11 protein-coding genes are annotated in these 18,109 nt (G+C 73.1%); 5 read left to right on the top strand and 6 right to left on the bottom strand.

The window, feature by feature from the left end; all coding sequences use genetic code 11:
- Window positions 1-97 precede the first annotated feature (97 nt).
- Window positions 98-493 (top strand): DUF2267 domain-containing protein, encoded by a 396-nt coding sequence (locus tag ACH4J0_RS27440; RefSeq protein WP_396243269.1) that lies wholly within the window; start codon window positions 98-100, stop codon window positions 491-493.
- Window positions 494-647: 154 nt separating this feature from the next.
- Here the strand turns inward: ACH4J0_RS27440 and ACH4J0_RS27435 are convergent, their stop codons facing one another.
- From ACH4J0_RS27435 to ACH4J0_RS27410, 6 genes are all read right to left on the bottom strand, one after another.
- Window positions 648-1,580, bottom strand: a complete 933-nt coding sequence (locus ACH4J0_RS27435; RefSeq protein ID WP_396243268.1) for an ROK family protein — start codon at window positions 1,578-1,580, stop codon at window positions 648-650.
- A 109-nt stretch (window positions 1,581-1,689) separates the two neighbouring features.
- Window positions 1,690-4,731: an alpha-mannosidase gene (locus ACH4J0_RS27430; protein WP_396243267.1), complete on the bottom strand. Its 3,042-nt coding sequence runs from the start codon at window positions 4,729-4,731 to the stop codon at window positions 1,690-1,692.
- Window positions 4,732-4,762: 31 nt separating this feature from the next.
- A complete protein-coding gene (locus ACH4J0_RS27425) occupies window positions 4,763-6,028 on the bottom strand; it encodes a glycosyl hydrolase (protein ID WP_396243266.1) in 1,266 nt (421 codons plus the stop codon).
- A gap of 40 nt (window positions 6,029-6,068) precedes the next feature.
- Window positions 6,069-6,974 (bottom strand): carbohydrate ABC transporter permease, encoded by a 906-nt coding sequence (locus tag ACH4J0_RS27420; RefSeq protein ID WP_396243265.1) that lies wholly within the window; start codon window positions 6,972-6,974, stop codon window positions 6,069-6,071.
- A gap of 4 nt (window positions 6,975-6,978) precedes the next feature.
- Window positions 6,979-7,851 (bottom strand): carbohydrate ABC transporter permease, encoded by an 873-nt coding sequence (locus tag ACH4J0_RS27415; RefSeq protein WP_396243264.1) that lies wholly within the window; start codon window positions 7,849-7,851, stop codon window positions 6,979-6,981.
- A 141-nt stretch (window positions 7,852-7,992) separates the two neighbouring features.
- Complete coding sequence (locus ACH4J0_RS27410; RefSeq protein WP_396243263.1) at window positions 7,993-9,282, bottom strand: ABC transporter substrate-binding protein; 1,290 nt, start codon at window positions 9,280-9,282, stop codon at window positions 7,993-7,995.
- A gap of 162 nt (window positions 9,283-9,444) precedes the next feature.
- On the opposite strand from ACH4J0_RS27410, the gene ACH4J0_RS27405 reads away from it, so the two are divergent.
- From ACH4J0_RS27405 to ACH4J0_RS27390, 4 genes are all read left to right on the top strand, one after another.
- Entirely contained in the window at window positions 9,445-10,512 is a 1,068-nt protein-coding gene (locus tag ACH4J0_RS27405; protein WP_396243261.1) for a LacI family DNA-binding transcriptional regulator, read from the top strand.
- Window positions 10,513-10,664: 152 nt separating this feature from the next.
- Window positions 10,665-13,115 carry a discoidin domain-containing protein gene (locus ACH4J0_RS27400; RefSeq protein ID WP_396243260.1) on the top strand — a complete coding sequence of 817 codons (2,451 nt, stop codon included), beginning with the start codon at window positions 10,665-10,667 and terminating at the stop codon, window positions 13,113-13,115.
- A 34-nt stretch (window positions 13,116-13,149) separates the two neighbouring features.
- The gene (locus ACH4J0_RS27395; RefSeq protein ID WP_396243259.1) at window positions 13,150-17,385 is read left to right on the top strand and encodes an NEW3 domain-containing protein; all 4,236 of its coding nucleotides are present in this window, start codon (window positions 13,150-13,152) and stop codon (window positions 17,383-17,385) included.
- Window positions 17,382-18,104: a hypothetical protein gene (locus ACH4J0_RS27390; protein WP_396243258.1), complete on the top strand. Its 723-nt coding sequence runs from the start codon at window positions 17,382-17,384 to the stop codon at window positions 18,102-18,104. Before ACH4J0_RS27395 ends, ACH4J0_RS27390 begins: the two co-directional genes overlap by 4 nt.
- Window positions 18,105-18,109: the final 5 nt, after the last annotated feature.

Here is an 18,109-nt window from a genome sequence, read left to right as displayed (position 1 = left end):
ACGTCCCCCGGGGGTCACGGGCTGCGATGAGGCAGGCTCCGCGGACCATCGGCCGCCGCGGACCCGGCCGGGTCCCGCCGACCGGAAGGAGGACGCGATGACCATCTCCTGGCAGGACTTCCTCGCCCGCGTCGTTGAGCGCGGCGAGTACGGGGGCGAGGCCGAGGCTGACCACGCCGCCCGGGTCGTGCTCGGGCTGCTGGGCGAGCACCTGGTGGGCGCGGAGCGGCTGAACCTCGCCGACGCGCTGCCCGGGACGTACGCCTCGCTGCTCCGGGACGCCCAGCCGGCCGCCGAGCCGCTGACCGCCGAGCGCTTCGTGGAGGCCGTGGTCGGCTGGATCGACGGGGCGACGCCGGCGACGGCGCAGTGGGACATCGGGGCGGTGCTCAGCACCGTGGCCGACCTCGTTCCGGAGGAACTGATCGACCGGGTGATCGAGCAGCTGCCGGACGGCTACGACCTGCTCTTCGGGCACCCGCTCCCGGCCTGAGTCGAGCGGGGCCGGTGCCGGACCGGCCCGTCGTGAGGCAAGCCGACTCCGCGAAGGATCCTGCCGGTCGGCCTGCCTCCGGGCCGGTGCCGTGCTGTCGTGCCGCCGCGCCCCGGCCGTGGGACGGCGGCGGACACGGGGGACCGGGTGAGGCTCAGCGGCAGAGTGCGGCGGCGCCGATCAGCCCGGCGTCGGTGCCGAGTTCGGCGCGGCGCACGTCGAGGCCGCGGACGTACGAGAGGGCGGCGTAGCGGTCCAGGTGGCGGGCGAGCGGGGCGAACAGCACCTCCCCGGCGGTGGCGACGCCGCCGCCGACCACCACCCGGTGGAGGTCGACGAGGGCGGCCGTGGCGGCGATCCCGGCGGCCAGTGCCTGGGCGGCCCGGTCGAAGGAGGCCAGCGCGACCGGGTCGCCCGCGGCGGCCGCGGCGGCCACGGCTCGGGCGGTGCGGTCCCGGCCGGGCGGCCGCCAGCCGTCGGCGAGTGCCCGGCGGGCGATCGCGGTGCCGCTGGCCAGGCCCTCCAGGCAGCCGCGGGAGCCGCACGGGCAGGGTTCGCCGTCCAGGTCGACGGTGATGTGACCGAGGTGCCCGGCGTTGCCGCTGGGGCCAGGTCGGACGGCCCCGTCCAGCACCAGCCCGGCGCCGACGCCGGTGGACACCACCAGGCAGAGCGCGCTGTCGGCGCCCTGGGCCGCGCCCTGCCAGTGCTCGGCGGCGGCCATCGCCACGCCGTCCCCGGCGAGGTGGACGGGCAGGCCGAGGGCGGCCACCGCCGGGTGCGCGGTGACCTCGGCGACCAGCGGGAAGCCGCGCCAGCCGGGGATGTTGACCGGGCTGACGGTGCCGCAGGCCAGGTCGACCGGGCCTGCGCTGCCGATGCCGAGGGCCGTCACGGCGGCCCAGTCGGGCGTACCGGCGAGCTGGTCCAGCACCTCGTGCACGACGGCGAGCACGGCCGGACCGGCTTCGGTGGCCGGGGTGGGCAGCTGGAGCCGGTGCCGCAGCCGTCCGTCGCCGTCGACCAGCGCCCCGGCGATCTTGGTGCCGCCGATGTCGACGGCGGCGAACAGGGGGGCGAGCGGCATGGCGGGCTCCAGGTGGGTCGCAGGGGCGGCGCCCCGGCCTGGACGGGGCCGGGGCGCCCTTACCGTACGTGGGTCGACGGGCCGGCCGGTCGACGGGCCGGGCCGTCGGTCAGCGGGCCGCGCTCAGCCGCAGCGTGACCAGTTCGAACGGCCGCAGCGCCAGCCGCACCGCGCCGTCCTCGACCGTCACCTCGCCGCGGGTGCCGTCCCAGGGTCGCTCCAGCAGGTCGCAGGGCACGGCCCCGGCCAGCGGGAAGGAGGCGGTGAGCCGGCCGCGGGCGCGTCCGCCGCCCGCCTCGTAGACCCGGACGACCAGGTCGCCGCTGCGGTCGTCGGCGAGCTTGACCGCGCTGACCACCAGGGCGTCGTTGTCGAGCTCGACCAGCGGCGCGACCCGCTCGGCGCTGCCGGTGACCCGCCGCTCGGGCAGGCCGATCCGGTAGCCCTCGCGGACGGCGTCGGCGATCGCCGCGCCCGGGACGAGCGCGTGCCGGAAGCGGTGCAGGCCCTGGTCGGTCTTCGGGTCGGGGAAGCGCGGGGCGCGCAGCAGCGAGAAGCGGACCGTGGTGGTGGTCCCGCCGTCGGCCGGGCGCACGGTGCGGGTGACGTCGTGGCCGTAGGTGGAGGCGGTCACCAGGGCCACGCCCCAGCCGGGTTCGTCGAGGTGGACGAAGCGGTGGTTGCAGGCCTCGAACTTGGCGGCGTCCCAGCTGGTGTTGGTGTGGGTGGGCCGGTAGAGGTGGCCGAACTGGGTCTCGGCGGCGTAGCGCTCGGTGTGGACGTCCAACGGGAAGGCGGCCTTGAGGAACTTCTCGGTCTCGTGCCAGTCGACCTCGGTGTCGATGTCGAGGCGCTGTTCGCCGGCCCGCAGGGTGAGGGTCTGGACGACGGTGGAGGAGCCGAAGGAGCGGGCGACCCGGACGGAGGCCCGGTCGTCGGAGACGGAGGCGGTGAGGGAGTCCACGCCGGTCAGGTCGGTGACGGTGTTGCGGTAGAACTGGTCGACGTCCCAGGCGTCCCACATGTTGGGGAAGTCGGGGTGCAGCTGGAGCAGGTTGGCACGGCTGCCGGGGGCGACGGTCTCGCGACCGCTGGACACCTCGACGACCGAGCCGATCAGGCCGTCGGCGTCGACCGTGACCTCCAGCAGGCCGTTGCGCAGGGTGAAGCCGCCCTCGGGCCGCTCGCCCGTGGTGCAGCCCGCCTCCGCGGGGGCCACCACGGCCGCCCCGCCCGCCGGGACGGCCGCGCGGGCGTGCGGCGCCGCGTTGAACACCAGCTCGCGCCCGCCCGCGGCCTCCCCGGCCAGCGCCTGCTGGGCCGCGCCGATCAGCCCCTCCAGCTCCGCCGCCAGCGCCGCGTACGTGGCCTCCGCCTCGCGGTGCACCCAGGCGATCGAGGAGCCGGGCAGGATGTCGTGGAACTGGTGCAGCAGCACGGTCTTCCAGATCCGGTCCAGCTGCTCGTACGGGTACGCCGAGCCGGTGCGCAACGCCGCGGTGGCGCACCACAGTTCGGCCTCGCGCAGCAGGTTCTCGCTGCGCCGGTTGCCCTGCTTGGTCCTCGCCTGGCTGGTCAGGGTGGCCCGGTGGAGTTCGAGGTACAGTTCGCCGACCCAGACCGGCGGGTTCGGGTACTCGGCCTCGGCCTTGGCGAAGAACTCGGCGGGCTTCTCCCAGCGGACGGTGGCGGAACCCTCCAGGTTCCGCAGCCGGGCGGCCTTGGCGACCATCTCGCGGGTCGTCCCGCCGCCGCCGTCGCCCCAGCCGGTCGGCGCGATCGAGTGCCGGGCCACTCCCTTGTCCTTGAAGTTCCTTGCCGCGTGGGCGATCTCGCTGCCCTTCATGGAGCAGTTGTAGGTGTCCACGGGCGGGAAGTGGGTGAAGACGCGGGTTCCGTCGATGCCCTCCCAGAGGAAGGTGTGGTGCGGGAACTTGTTGACCTGGCTCCACGAGATCTTCTGGGTCAGCAGCCACTTGGAGCCCGCGTTGCGGATGATCTGCGGCAGGCCGCCGGTGAAGCCGAAGGTGTCCGGCAGCCACGCCTCGTGGTTCTCGACGCCGAACTCCTCCAGGAAGAACCGCTTGCCGTGCACGAACTGCCGGGCCATCGCCTCCGAGCTGGGCATGTTGGTGTCGGACTCGACCCACATCCCGCCAGCCGGCACGAACCGGCCCTCGGCCACCGCCTTGCGGACCCGGGCGTACACCTCGGGGCGGTGCTCCTTGATCCAGGCGTACTGCTGCGCCTGGGACATGGTGTAGAGGAAGTCCGGCTCGTCCTCCAGCAGGGCGGTCATGTTGGCGGTGGTGCGGGCCACCTTGCGCACCGTCTCGCGCAGCGGCCACAGCCAGGCGGAGTCGATGTGGGCGTGGCCGATCGCGCTGATCCGGTGGGCGGACGGGGCGGCGGGCGCGGCCAGTACGGCCGTGAGCTCCGAACGGGCGGCCGCCGCCGTGCCGTTGACGTCCTGGAGGTCGATCGCGTCCAGGGCCCGTTCCACCGCGCGCAGGACCTCCCAGCGGCGGGCGCCGTCCACCGGCAGTTCGGCCATCAGCTCGCCGAGCACCTCCAGGTCCAGCGACAGCTGCCAGACCGTGTCGTCGAAGACCGCGAGGTCCATCCGGGCGAGCCGGTACTGCGGCTGGTCGCCGGCCGTCTCCCTGTCGCCCAACCCGGTCGGCAGGAAGGGGTGGTAGTCCAGGATGACCGGGTTGGCGGCGGCCTCGACGTGCAGCAGCACCTGCTCGCCGCCGGCCGCCGGGGCGGCGATCCGCACCCACTGGTTGCGCGGGTTGAGGCCCTTCACCGGGCTGCCGTCCGGTCGGTAGACCAGGCCCTCGCACTGGAAGCCCGGCATGTTGGCGTCGAAGCCGAGGTCGATCAGTGCCTCGACCGTACGCCCGGCCCAGGCCTGCGGCACCGTCCCGGAGACGGTCAGCCAGCTGGTGCCCCAGGGCGCTCCCCAGGCGTCGCCGACCGCGATCGGGGTGCGCGGCGCGGCCAGGCCCTCGGCGACCGGGACGGGCTCGCCGGGGGCGGTCCAGATGCCGACCTCCAGCGGGACGGACTCGGGGTGGACCGCCGGGAGGATGCGCTCCTCCAGGACGCGCTTGAGGCGGGACTCGACGAGGGTGCGGTCATCGTGCATGTCGGCAGGCTCCGTTGCGTGCTGGGGGCGTTTACAGAGAACGTACGTCGGAGGGCTGGAGCACCTCGGTGATGCCGCGCGCGGCCAGGTGCGCCCGGTCCCCGGCGCGTTCGGCGAGCACGGTGGTCGGGCGGACGCCGGCCTCGGCGAGGCGCATGAAGGCCTCGTACACCGGACCGCCGGGGCCGCAGACCGCCCGGCGGGGCGAGGTGACCTCGTCGCCGGTGGCGACCACCACGGCGGTGCCGCGCGGCTTGGGCGGCTGCCAGGAGCGGCGGGCCTCGGCGGCGGCCTCGGCGAGCCGGGCCCCGGCCGGTTTGACGGCCCGGTCGATGGTCAACAGCCCGAGGCTGTACTCCAGTTCGGGGAAGTCGGCGAGCGAGCGGTCCACGTCGTGGGAGCACCACCAGGTGACGCCCCAGAGGTCCGGGCAGTCCAGTACGGCGTCGACGGTGGCGCCGGTGAACCGGGCCGCGTCCCCGGCGGTGATGTGCGGGGCGGGCGCGCCGACCTCCTGGAGCCAGACCGGGCGGGCCGGGTCGTCGGCCCAGGCCTTGGACAGTTCGACCAGGTAGGCGGCGTGCTGGACGGTGGCGGTGGAGTGGGCGCCGTAGCGCTGGGCGGTGCCGTTGAACACCCAGGAGTGCACGGCGGTGGCGGCGCCGAGGCGGGCCGAGTGCCAGGGCGTGAACGGGTGCTCGTCCAGGTACCAGGCCGCGTCGTACGAGGCGTGCAGGTGCAGCCGCCCGGGCGCGCCCCGCTCGCAGGCGGCGAGCATCCGACGGAGCCAGGCCTCGGCCTCGGCGGGGGTGACCCGGTCCGGGGCGGGGTGCGGGGCGCCGGAGAACTGGTTGATCTCGTTGCCGAGGGTCATCCCGAGGAAGTTCGGCCGCTCGCCGAGCGCCCCGGCGAGGGTGCGCAGGTAGGCGGCCTGGCCGTCGAGGACCTCCGGGTCGGTGAAGATGTTGCGGCGGTGCCAGGTCTGCGTCCAGGACGGCAGGAAGTCGAAGCTGGACAGGTGGCCCTGGAGGCCGTCCACCGCGACGTCCAGGCCGCGTTCGCCGGCCGCGTCCACCAGGGCCGTCAGCTGCTCGACGGCGCGGGGGCGGATCAGGGTGCGGTTGGGCTGGAACAGCGGCCAGAGCGGGAAGACCCGGACGTGGTCCAGGCCGAGGGAGGCGATGGAGTCGAGGTCGGCGCGCACGGCGTCGAGGTCGAAGTCGAGCCAGTGGTGGAACCAGCCTGTGCTGGGGGTGTAGTTGACGCCGAAGCGCGGAGCCTGCGGAGTGGTGGTCACGGGGGCTTCCTCAACTAGGCGGGGCGTACGGGAGACGGGTTCATCCCTTGACGGCTCCCTCCTCGACGCCCTTGAAGAAGAAGCGCTGGCAGACGGCGAACACCACGACGATCGGCAGGAAGGCGATCATGGTGCCGGCCGCGATCAGCCGGGGGTTGGCGGAGAAGGTGCCGTTGAGGTACTGGAGCCCGACGGTGAGGGTGTACTTCTGCGGGTCGTTGAGCACGATCAGCGGCCAGAGGAAGTCGTCCCAGGCGCCGATGAAGGTGAAGATGACGATCACGCTGAGCATGCCGCGCACGTTCGGCAGACCGATGTGCCACAGCCGCTGCCAGACGTTGGCGCCGTCGACCAGCGCCGCCTGGTCCAACTCGGCGGGCACGGCGGCGAAGGCGGTGCGCATCAGCAGCACGTTGAGCATGGCGATCGCCCCGGGCAGGGCGACGCCGAGCAGGTTGTCGGCCAGGCCGAGGCTGCGCACCAGCACGTACTGGGAGACGACGGTGACCTCGCCGGGCAGCACCAGGGTGGCCAGGAACAGGCCGAGGACCAGCTTGGCGCCGCGGAAGCGCAGCCGGGCGAGGGCGTAGCCGGCCAGGGTGCAGCCGACCACGTTGCCGGTGATGCAGACGGCGGCGACGATCACCGAGTTGAGGGCGTAGGTCCACACCGGGATGGTGTCGGCGACCTTGCCGTAGTTGCCGATGGTGGGTTGGTCGGGCAGGAAGCCCGGGGTGCGGGAGTAGACGTCCTCGGCGGGGCCCTTGAGGGAGGTGGACAGCTGCCACAGGAAGGGGCCGATCACCAGGAGCAGGACGAGCAGGAGCAGCAGGTAGCGGGCCGCGGTCCGGGTGGCGGAGGGGGTGTTGAATCCCCTCGCGGCCCGGGGGAGTCGGGCGGCCTTCGAGGTGCGGACGGCGGGGCCGGGTTCGCGGACGGTGGTCACGGGGTCAGGCCGCCTTCCGGTTCAGCCGCAGCAGGATCAGCATCGGGCCGAGGGTGACGACGAACAGCATCAGGCTGAGCGCGGAGGCGTAGCCCAGGTGGCCGTTGAAGCCGCGGCTGTACATCTGGATCAGCATCACCACCGACATGTCACGGCCGCCGGGGCCGCCCAGGCCGTTGGAGAGCACGTACAGCTCGGAGAAGACGCGCAGCGAACTCACCGAGATGAGGGCGGAGACCAGCACCATGGTCGGGCGCACCCCGGGGAGGGTGACGTGCCAGAAGCGGCTCAGTGGGCTCGCGCCGTCCACGGCCGCCGCCTCGTGCAGCTCGCGCGGGACGTTGGCGAGGGCGGACAGGTAGATGACCATGTAGTAGCCCAGGCCCTTCCAGACGGTCAGGGCGATCGCGCTGAACAGCAGCAGCCAGCGGTCGGTGAGGAAGGAGACCGGGGAGTCGGTGAGGCCGCTCTGCCGGAGCACGCCGTTGACCAGGCCCCGGTCGTCCAGCACCCAGCCCCAGATCAGCGCCACCACGACGGCGGAGGCGATCACCGGGGTGTAGAAGGCGGTGCGGAAGAAGGTGATGCCGGGGATGCGGCGCTGGACGAGCAGGGCGAGCAGCAGCGGCAGGACGGTCAGGAGGGGGAGGCAGACCAGCATGAAGACGATGCTGTTGAGCAGGGCGTCGGCGAGCTGGGCGTCGTCGAGCAGGCGGCCGTAGTTCTCCAGGCCGGTGAACCGGCCGCCGCCGAGGGGCCTGGCGTTGGTGAAGGAGAGGATCACCGTGTTGACGGCCGGCCAGAGGTTGAAGACGGCCAGCCAGAGTATCGCGGGGCCGGCGAGCAGCCAGGGGGTGAACCAACGCCGGTGGGTCATGCTGTCGCCTTCCTGGGGCGGGGCCTTCCGGGGGCCGGGGAGGGGCGGGCCGGGGGCCTGGGGTGCGGGTCGTGCCCGGGGGGCGGCGGGTGTGGGGGAGACCCGCCGCTTCGCCGGCGCGGGCTCCGGGCGTGCTCCGGGTCAGCCCTTGAGCAGCTTGTCGCACTGGGCGACGGCCGTGTCCAGGGCCTGCTTGGAGCTGGTCTGGCCGCTGATGGCGAGGGCGAACTGCTGCTTGACGACGGTGCCCATCGCGTCGTCCACCTCCACCGGCTGGATCAGCTTGGCCTTGGCGAGCGAGTCGAAGGCGATCACCTTGGCGTCGCCCGCGTTGGTGCCGTCGCTCTTGCTGAAGAACGGGTCGGTCGCGGAGGCCTTGGTGGACGGGAAGACACTGGTCAGGTGGGCGAAGGCGGCCTGGTTCTCGGGGCTGGTGACCCAGCGGGCGAGGGCGACCGCGGCGGCCGGGTTCTTGGTGTTCTTGGGTATGGACAGGCCCTGGACGTACAGCGGCGGGGTGCCCATCGCTGGGGAGGGGACGACCTTCGGCGCGAGGGTCGGGTTGTCGGTGGCGAGGCTGGTGATGTAGTTGCCGCCGCCGGTGGTCCAGGCCACGGTGCCGGCGCTGAAGAGCTTGGAGTTGCCGGCGTAGGTGTCGGTGAGCACCCCGTTCGGCATCAGGCCGTCCTTGAAGGCGTCGCGGTACTTGTCGAGCAGTGCGGCGGCCTCGGGGGTGTTGAAGGTGAAGGACCTGCCGTCGTCGGCCATGATCTTCACGCCGATGTTGTAGAGGTCGCCGAGGCCCGGCTTGCGGCTCATCAGGTAGTCCTGGCCGCCGGACTTCTCCTTCATCACCTTGGCCTGGGCGATGAGTTCGTCCAGGGAGGTCGGGGGCTTCTTCGGATCCAGGCCGTCTTTCGCGAGGAGGTCGGAACTCCAGTAGTTCACATCGGTGTTGAGGTACCACGGGTAGCCGAAGGCGCCCTGGCGGCCGTTGTAGCGGTAGGCCTCCACGCCACCGGCCACGTACTCGTCGGCGAGTCCGGGGTCGGCCTTGGCGACGTCCAGCAGGACGTCCTTCTTGGCGAGCGGGAAGGCGAAGTCCGGCGGGAGGTTGACCACGTCGGGCAGGGTGCCGGAGGCGGCCTGGCTGAGCACCTTGTCGGAGTAGCCGTCGCCGGGCTGGTCCAGCCAGTCGACCTCGACGCCGGGGTACTTCTTCTTGAAGCCGTCGATCACGTTCTGCATGTAGTCGGTGAACTTGGGTTTGAGCGCCCAGGTCTGGATCGAGACCTTGCCCTTGACCTCGCCGGTGGCGGCCGCACTCGCCACGCTGTCGCTGGTCTTGCTGTCACCGGAGCCGAGTCCGCAGCCGGTCAGGGCCGCGGCGGTGAGGGCCGTCGTCGTCAGTGCCGCCCAGATTCTTCGCATGAGGGTCTCCCGGTCCTGGGGGTGGGTGGGGGATCGCGCCGAGCTCGGGGTGTGGGTTCTCCGGTTGTGTCGTGTTCGGAATCCGACGTACTAAACCGGTCTAGCTCTGGCAGGGACTATGCTCCCGCCTAAACTTGGCTGTCAAGAGAGGAGTCGGGTTCCGTGGGCAGACCGACGATCGCCGACATCGCGCGCCAGGCCGGGGTCTCCAAGGGCGCCGTCTCCTTCGCGCTCAACGGCCGCCCGGGCGTCAGCGAGGCGACCAGGGCCCGGATCCTGCGGGTCGCCGAGGAGATGAACTGGCGCCCGCACCACGCCGCGCGCGCCCTCGGAGGGGCCCGGTCCGACGCCGTCGGCCTGGTGATCGCCCGCCCCGCCCGCACCATAGGCGTCGAACCGTTCTTCAGCCACCTGCTCTCCGGCCTCCAGGCGGTGCTCTCGGCCAGCTCGGTCGCGCTGCACCTGATGGTCGTCGAGGACACCGCCGCCGAGATCGAGGTCTACCGGCGCTGGGCCTCCGAGCACCGGGTCGACGGCTTCGTCGTGGTGGACCTCCAGGTCAGGGACCCGCGGCTGCCGGTGCTGGACGAACTCGGGCTGCCCGCCGTCGTCCTCGGCGGGCCCGGCAAGGGCGGCAACCAGCTGCGGATCTGGGCCGACGACCGGGAGGCGATGCTCTCCATCGTCGACTACCTGGCCGCCATCGGGCACCGCCGGATCGCCCACCTGGCCGGGCTGCCGCACTTCCAGCACACCCAGCGGCGGATCCGCGCGCTGCGCGACGCCTCGCGCCGGCTCGGGCTGGAGGAGGCGGTGTCGGTGCCCACCGACTTCAGCGACGCCGAGGGTGCGGCGGCCACCCGCACCCTGCTCTCCCGGGCGGCGCGGCCCACCGCGATCGTCTACGACAGCGACGTGATGGCCGTCGCCGGGCTCGGCGTCGCGGGGGAGATGGGCGTCGCCGTGCCAGGGGAACTGTCCATCGTCTCCTTCGACGACTCGGTGCTCGCCCGGATCGTCCACCCGCCGCTGACCGCGCTCAGCCGGGACACCTTCGCGCTCGGCGAGCAGGTCGCGCGCAGCCTGCTGGAGGCGGTGGACGGCACCGGGCCCGGGCGGGACCTCCAGATGCCCACGCCCCGGCTGACCGTACGGGAGTCCACCTCGCCGCCGTCACCGGTGGGTGTGGTTGTTGCGCGAGTCGTTGACACGGGTTCTGAACCGCTTTAGCCTCGCTGCGCCGAGAGGGGACCGGCCTGCGCACCGTTCGCCGTCACGTTCCCGCACTCCCCCTCGACGAGCGCCGCCATGCCCGGACGCACCCGGGCCTGCCGCTGCCGGTGGGCCCGGCCCCACCCACTCCGCTCGATCGGAGCCACCGCATGTCAAGACGCCTCCCCCTGCTGCTCAGCGCCGCGCTCGCGACGGCCGTGCTGGGCGTCGTACCCGCCGCCCAGGCCGCTCCCGTTCCGGCCGCGCCGGGCGTCGCCGCGCCCGGGAACCAGCCCTACGCCTCGTACTGGTACCCCAGCACCATCCTCGGCTGGGACCCGGCCACCGACCCGGACGCCCGGTTCAACCGCTCCCGCGTACCGCTCCAGCCGCGCACCAGCGACCCGGCCCTGGCCGCGAATCCCAACGCCCGTGCGGGCGAAGGGAAGATCGCTTCGCTGGTCTCCTTCGCCCCCACCTCCAACAACCCCTCCCAGGGCTCCGCCGACCCCGACTACTACGCCTTCGGCTACTGGCAGTACGTCGACAAGCTGGTGTTCTGGGGCGGCTCCGCCGGTGAGGGCCTGATCCTCGCGCCGAACCCGACCGTGATCGACGCCGCGCACCGCAACGGCGTCAAGGTCTACGGCACGGTCTTCTTCCCGCCCGCCGCGTACGGCGGCCAGCTCCAGTGGGTGCGCGACTTCGTCCAGAAGTCCGGTGACCGCTACCCCGTCGCCGACAAGCTGGTGCAGGCCGCCCGGTACTACGGCTTCGACGGCTGGTTCATCAACCAGGAGACCGGCGGCGGGGATTCGGGCCTCGCCACCGAGGTGCGCAACCTGATGCAGTACACCAAGGCGCAGAGCGGCACCGAGTTCATGTGGTACGACGCGATGACCACCTCGGGTGCGGTCGACTGGCAGGACGCCCTCACCCCCGCCAACTCGCCCTTCCTCCAGGACGGTTCGAAGCGCACGTCGGACTCGATGTTCCTCAACTTCGGCTGGACGGCCGACGGCCTGGACTCCTCCCGCACCCTGGCCCGTCAACTCGGCCGCAGCGAGTACGACCTGTACTCCGGCATCGACACCGAGGCGAACGGCTACAACACCTCCGTCGACTGGAACACCCTCTTCCCGCCCGGTCAGCCGCACACCACCTCGCTCGGCCTCTACCGCCCCGAGTGGACCTGGAAGTCCGCCACCGACCGGGCCGACTTCTACGCCAAGGACGCCCGCTACTGGGTCGGCGCCGACAACGACCCGTCCCACACCGACCTCTCCAGCAGCTGGCCGGGCCTGGCGGGCTACGTCGCCGAGTCCTCGCCGATCACCGCCAAGCCATTCGTCACCAACTTCGACACCGGCCAGGGCGACTTCTACAACGCGGCCGGCACCCGGGTCGCCACCGGCGGGTGGAACAACCTCTCGCTGCAGGACGTCCCGCCGACCTACCGCTGGGTGGTCGACTCCACCGGCAGCAGGCTGAGCCCGTCGATCGACTTCACCGACTCCTACCAGGGCGGCTCCTCGCTGCGGCTGACCGGCACCCTGGACGCCACCAACACCGTGCGGCTCTACGAGACCAGGCTGCCCGTCGCCGCCAGCACCAAGCTCGACCTGGTGGTCAAGACCCCGGCCGCCGGCCCGACCAGGCTCAAGGCGGCGGTTTCCTTCACCGACACCCCGGGCAGCTTCACCACCGTGGACGTCGGGGACAACGCCGGAACCGGCTGGGAGCGCCACACCCTCGACCTCTCCCCGTACGCGGGCCGGACCATCTCCCAGCTCGCGCTGCAGGTGGACGGCTCCTCGGGACCGAACCCCGCGTATGACCTGCGCGTCGGCCAAGTCGCCCTCCACGACGGCCCGGTGGAGACACCGGCGGCACCGGGCGGGCTGACCGTCCTCGGCGCGAGCGACGTGACCGCGGGCGCCAGCCAGTCGCTGCGGCTCTCCTGGACGGCGGCGCCCGGCGGCAACGTCCACCACTACGAGGTGTACCGGCGCTACGCGGACGGCAGCCGTACCTTCCTGGGGGCCACGCCCAACGACGCCTACTTCGTCGGACGGCTCGACCGGGCCGGCAGCGAGGCCGCCACCACAGTGGACGTGGAGGCGGTGTCCACGACGTACGGGCACTCGAACGTCGCCTCCACGGTGGTGGGTTGGAACGGCACCCCGCCCTCGACCTCGACCGACCTGGCGCTGAACCGCCCGGCCACCGCCTCCGGCCAGTGCAACGCCGCCGAGGGCCCGGCCAAGGCCGTCAACGGCAGCGTCAGCGGCGGGACCAGTGACAAGTGGTGCACGCTGACCTCCGCCAAGTGGCTGGAGGTGGACCTCGGTTCGGCGAAGAAGCTGGACAGGTTCGTGGTCAAGCACGCCCAGGCGGGCGGTGAGAGCGCCGGCTACAACACCCGGGACTTCTCCATCCAGGTCCGCTCGAGGACCACCGACCCGTGGACGACGGTCGCCACGGTGACCGGCAACACCGCGGGCACCACCACCCACCCGGTGAACACCACCGCGCGCTACGTGCGGCTGGTCGTCACCAAGCCCACCCAGAGCACCGATCCGGCCGCCCGCATCTACGAGTTCGAGGCCTGGGGCCAGTAGGCCCCGGTGGCACTCCGCAGGAAAGGACCACCCCGTGCCGGTCACCACCATCACCGCCGTCGAGAGCACCGACCTCTTCGTCGGCCCCGAGGACGCCCCGCGCCAGCTGTTGCGGGTGGCCGTCGAGGGCCCGGCCGCCCGGATCACCGTCAGCGGAGCGGGCGTTCGCGGCGAGGCGACCGGCACGGGGGTGGTCGAAATCCCCCTGGAGATCACCGGCGCGTCCCCGGGGGACCGACTTCCCGTGGTGGTCCGGACGACCTGCGGCGAGATGCCGGGCGTCGTGGAGGCCGCCGAACCCGGCTGGACGATGTTCCTGGTCTCGCACTTCCACTACGACCCGGTGTGGTGGAACACCCAGGCCGCCTACACCTCCCCCTGGGAACTGCTCTCCGCCGACGCCACCACCCGGCCGCTCTGGGAGCGCAACGGCTTCGCCCTCGTGGACGCCCACCTGGACCTCGCGCTGCGGGACCCGGTCTACAAGTTCGTGCTCGCCGAAGTCGACTACCTGAAGCCGTACTTCGACCAGCACCCCGAGCGCCGCGAGACCCTGCGGATGCTGCTGGAGCGCGGACAGGTCGAACTCGTCGGCGGCACCTACAACGAGCCCAACACCAACCTCACGGGCGCCGAGACGACCATCCGCAACATCGTCCACGGCATCGGCTACCAGCGCGACATCCTCGGTGGCGATCCCCGGACGGCCTGGCAGCTCGACGTGTTCGGGCACGACCCGCAGTTCCCCGGCCACCTCGCCGCGGCCGGCCTCACCGGCAGCGCCTGGGCCCGCGGGCCGTTCCACCAGTGGGGCCCGATCCAGAAGAACTTCCGCGAGGGCAAGGACGACGCCCGGGTGATGCAGTTCCCCAGCGAGTTCGAGTGGATCGCACCGAGCGGGGAGGGCGTGCTCACCCACTACATGCCCCATCACTACTCGGCCGGCTGGTGGATGGACTCCTCACCGGACCTCGCCACCGCCGAGCAGGCCGTCTACGAGCTGTACCGCAAGCTCAAGCCGGTCGGGGCGACGAAGAACCTGCTGTTGCCGGTGGGGACGGACTACACCCCGCCGAACAAGTGGGTCACCGAGATCCACCGCTCCTGGGCCGCCAAGTACCTGTGGCCGCGCTTCGTCTGCGCCACCCCGCGCGACTTCCTGGACGCCGTCCGGGCCGAACTCGCCGTCGCCGCCCGTCGACCCAGCCCGCAGACCCGCGACATGAACCCGGTGTACACCGGCAAGGACGTCTCGTACATCGACACCAAACAGGCCCAACGGGCCGGCGAGGTCGCGGCGGTGGACGCGGAGAAGCTCGCCGCGCTCGCTGTCGTGAACGGGCTCGGGCGCTACCCGGGGGCCGCGCTCGACAAGGTGTGGCGCCAACTCGCCTACGGTGCGCACCATGACGCGATCACCGGATCGGAGTCGGACCAGGTGTACCTGGACCTGCTCGGCGGCTGGCGGGAGGCGTACGACCTGGCCTCGGCCGTCCGCGACGCGGCGCTGGACGCGCTGACGGCGCGGATCTCGACGGCGGGGGTCGCGACGGCGGGGGTCGCGACCGCGGGGGAGGGGGCGGCGGTGGTGGTGACCAACACGCTGTCCTTCGACCGGACGGATCTGGTCACGGTCGAACTCCCGGACGGCGTACGGTCGGTGCGGGTCCTGGACGAGTCGGGATCGCCCGTGCCGAGCGCGGTCGACCGGGGGGCGCTGCGCTTCCTCGCCCAGGACGTCCCCGCGCTCGGCTGGCGCACCTGGCGGCTGGTGGACGGCTCCGCCGATCCGGCGTGGACAGTCGCCGATGGTGTGGTGATCGCCAACGACCGGTACCGCGTGGCCGCCGACCCGGCCCGCGGTGGCGGACTCGTCTCGGTGTACGACCTGCTGCACCGGCGGGAGTTGATCCAGGACGGCCGCCTGGGCAACGAGCTGCGGGTGTACGAGGAGTACCCGCAGCACCCCGACTTCGGCGAGGGACCCTGGCACCTGGTGCCGAGCGGTCCGGTGCTCGGCTCGGGGACGGTGGCCGGGGAGGTCCGGCGGGAGACCGGACCGCTCGGCGAGCGGCTGGTGATCGGCGGAACGGTCGACGGCATCCGCTACGAGCAGACGGTCACGCTGTGGGACGGCCTGGACCGGGTGGACTGCCGGACCCGGGTCGTCGACCACTCACGCGCCGACCGGCTGCTGCGGCTGCGCTTCCCGGTGGACGTGCCCGGCGGGATGCCGGTCAGCGAGGTCGCGGGCGCGGTCATCGGGCGCGGCTTCGCGATGCCGGACGTCGACTCGGCGGAGGCGCCCTGGACCCTGGACAACCCGGCCAACACCTGGTTCGGGGTGGGCGCCACCGCCCGGGCCGTGCTCACCGACACGGCGGGCGGGGTGACCGGCTCGCGGGCACTGGGCGTGGCCGAGGTCGTCGTGCCCTCCCTGGACGATTCGGCGGACGCCCGCCCGCTGGTGGTCGCCCTCGCCCGGGTCGGGGTCACCGCCACCACCTCGGGGGCGGACTGGGCGCGGTACGGGTGGCTGGACGTGGACTCCAACCTGCCGGACTTCCGGATCGTCGTCGGCGGGCCGGAAGTCAACGGGGCGGCAAGGGCGTTGTTCGAGCGCGCGGGGGAGGAGTACGCGGCCGTGCTGAAGGCGCACGGCGCGGTGTGGGTGCCGGCGCCGACGCCGCTCGCCGAGGTGTGGCGGCCCGACGCCGACCTGCGGGACCTGCGCGCCCTGCCCGCGCTGGTCGTCTCCGACGTGGCGGCCCTGGTGGACGACCTCGCGGACGCGCGGATCACCGCCGTCTGCCCTTCCGCGGTCCCGGACCGACTCGCCGACCGCACCGTGGCGTTGCTCAGCTTCGGTCTCCCCGGCTTCGCGGTGGACACCACCGGCGCGCTGCACCTGTCGCTGATGCGCTCCTGCACCGGCTGGCCGTCCGGCGTCTGGATCGACCCGCCCCGGCGCACCCTGCCGGACGGCTCCTCCTTCCAGCTCCAGCACTGGACCCACGAGTTCGCTTACGCGCTGGTCGGCGGCGACGGCGACTGGCGGGCGCAGCAGCTGCCCGCCCGGGGGCAGGAGTTCAACCACCCGCTGTACGCGCGGATCCTGGACGCTCAGGACGGACCGCTGCCGCCCACGCTGTCCTGGCTGCGGGTCGAGCCGCAGCGCGAGGTGCTGCTCGGCGCGCTCAAGCCCGCCGGGAACCCGATCGCCCACGGTTCGGCCTCGACCGATGGCAGTGACCTCACCGTCCGGCTGGTCGAGTCCACCGGCCTCGGGCGGACGGCCCGGCTCGGCGGTGCGCTCGGGCTGGACGGGGTGCGGCCCGCAGACCTGCTGGAACGCGCGCTCGGGGAGTCGGTCGACGTGCTGGAGCTCGCCGGTTCGCGGATCGTCACGCTGCTCGCGACCCCTGCGGTGACCAGTCCGGTCGTCGGCCCCGTGCCCGGCGCCGACGGTCCCGTGCTCGGCCCGGTCGCCGAACCCGCCCAGCCCGTCCACGCCCGCTACTGGCTGCACAACCGGGGCCCGGCCCCGCTCGGCTACCTGCCGGTGTCGGTCGGGGCCGGGCCGGGCCTGCTGCGGACGGCGGGGGAGGCGGTGGCCTTCTCGGTGGCCCTCGCCTCGCAGCTGCGGGACGCGGCGGTCGAGGGCACGGCCGTCGTCCTGCCGCCCGAGGGCTGGGCGACCAGCCTCGGCAGCCGCCCGTACCGCCTGGAGCCCGGCGGTCACCTGCGCTTCCCCGTCACCCTCACCCCACCAGCGGACGCCGAGCCCGGGCTGCACTTCGCCGCCGTCCGGATCGAGCACGACGGGCAGCAGATCGAGGACGTGGTCACGATCGCCGTCGGTGACCTGCCCGGTCTGTTGCCCGTCTCCGGGGAAGCCCCCGAGGACTGGACCGCCGCCCAGGGCACCGGGGCCGCGACCGCCCGGGACACCGGCCTGTCCGTCGACGTGTCCCACGATTGCCTCCACCTGACCGCCGGCGGCCGCGCCAGCCTCGGCCTCACCCTCACCAACCACACCCGTGGCGAGATCCGCGGCGAGCTCCAGCTCGTTTCCCCGTGGGGCACCTGGGAGGCGATCTCCGACCCCGTTCGCGGTTTCACCGTCCCGGCCGGCTCCTCCGTGAGCGTCGACTTCGCCATCGCCGCCCCCGGATCCACCGACCCCGGCGCCTACTGGGCGCTGGCCAAGGTCATGTGGTTCGGCCGCTGCCAGTACGCCCCGACCGTCGCCCTGGTGGTGGAGGCATGACCCTCGGCCTGCTCGACGGACACCCCCTGCCCCGCACGGCCCTCGACGAGCGCCTCGCCGCCCTCCGGAACGGCCCACGCGCCACCGCCCTGCCCGAGCCGGGAAGTTCGGAGGACCGCCAGCTCGTCCGGTGGGTCGCCCAGGTGCTCCTGACCGAGGCCCTCTGCGAGGCGGTCGCCGCCGAACGCGGCCTGCCGATCAGCGAATCCGGCCCCGCCCGCTCCGTCGGCGCCGCACGCCCCGCCCGTCTCGACCAACGGGCCGCCGTCGAACTGGGCTCCATCACGGCCGCCGCCTACGAGGGCAGCGCAGCCGTCCGCGCCGTCTACGAGGCGGTGACCGCCGAGGTCGAGCCCTCACCCGCCGACATCGCCCACTACCGAACCCTGACCACTCGCCCCCCGGTCACCCGCTGGCACCTCGCCCTCCCCGACGGCGGGTTCGAAGCCGACCCCGACACCCTCCCGGCCGCCCTCGCCGAAGCCCTCCGCACCGCCCCACCCGGCGAGTGGGTCAGCGCGGGCCCCTGGAGGGCCATGCTCCTCGCCACCCTCGCCGTCCCCCAGACCCCCGACCCGACCCCCGCCCTCCGCGACGCCGCCCGCCGCACCGCCTTCGTCCGCTGGCTCGACCACCAACGCGCCCGACGCCTCACCCTGGTCGAGGGCTTGGAACACCCCGGCGACCCCGCCCAACCCGACAACCACCACCGCCACTGAGCGCC

Origin of the sequence: Kitasatospora sp. NPDC017646, assembly GCF_044329365.1 — a bacterium.
Taxonomy (GTDB): domain Bacteria; phylum Actinomycetota; class Actinomycetes; order Streptomycetales; family Streptomycetaceae; genus Kitasatospora.
The sequence above is the reverse complement of the archived record's forward strand: the minus strand, read 5'-3'. Positions and strand labels throughout refer to the sequence as shown.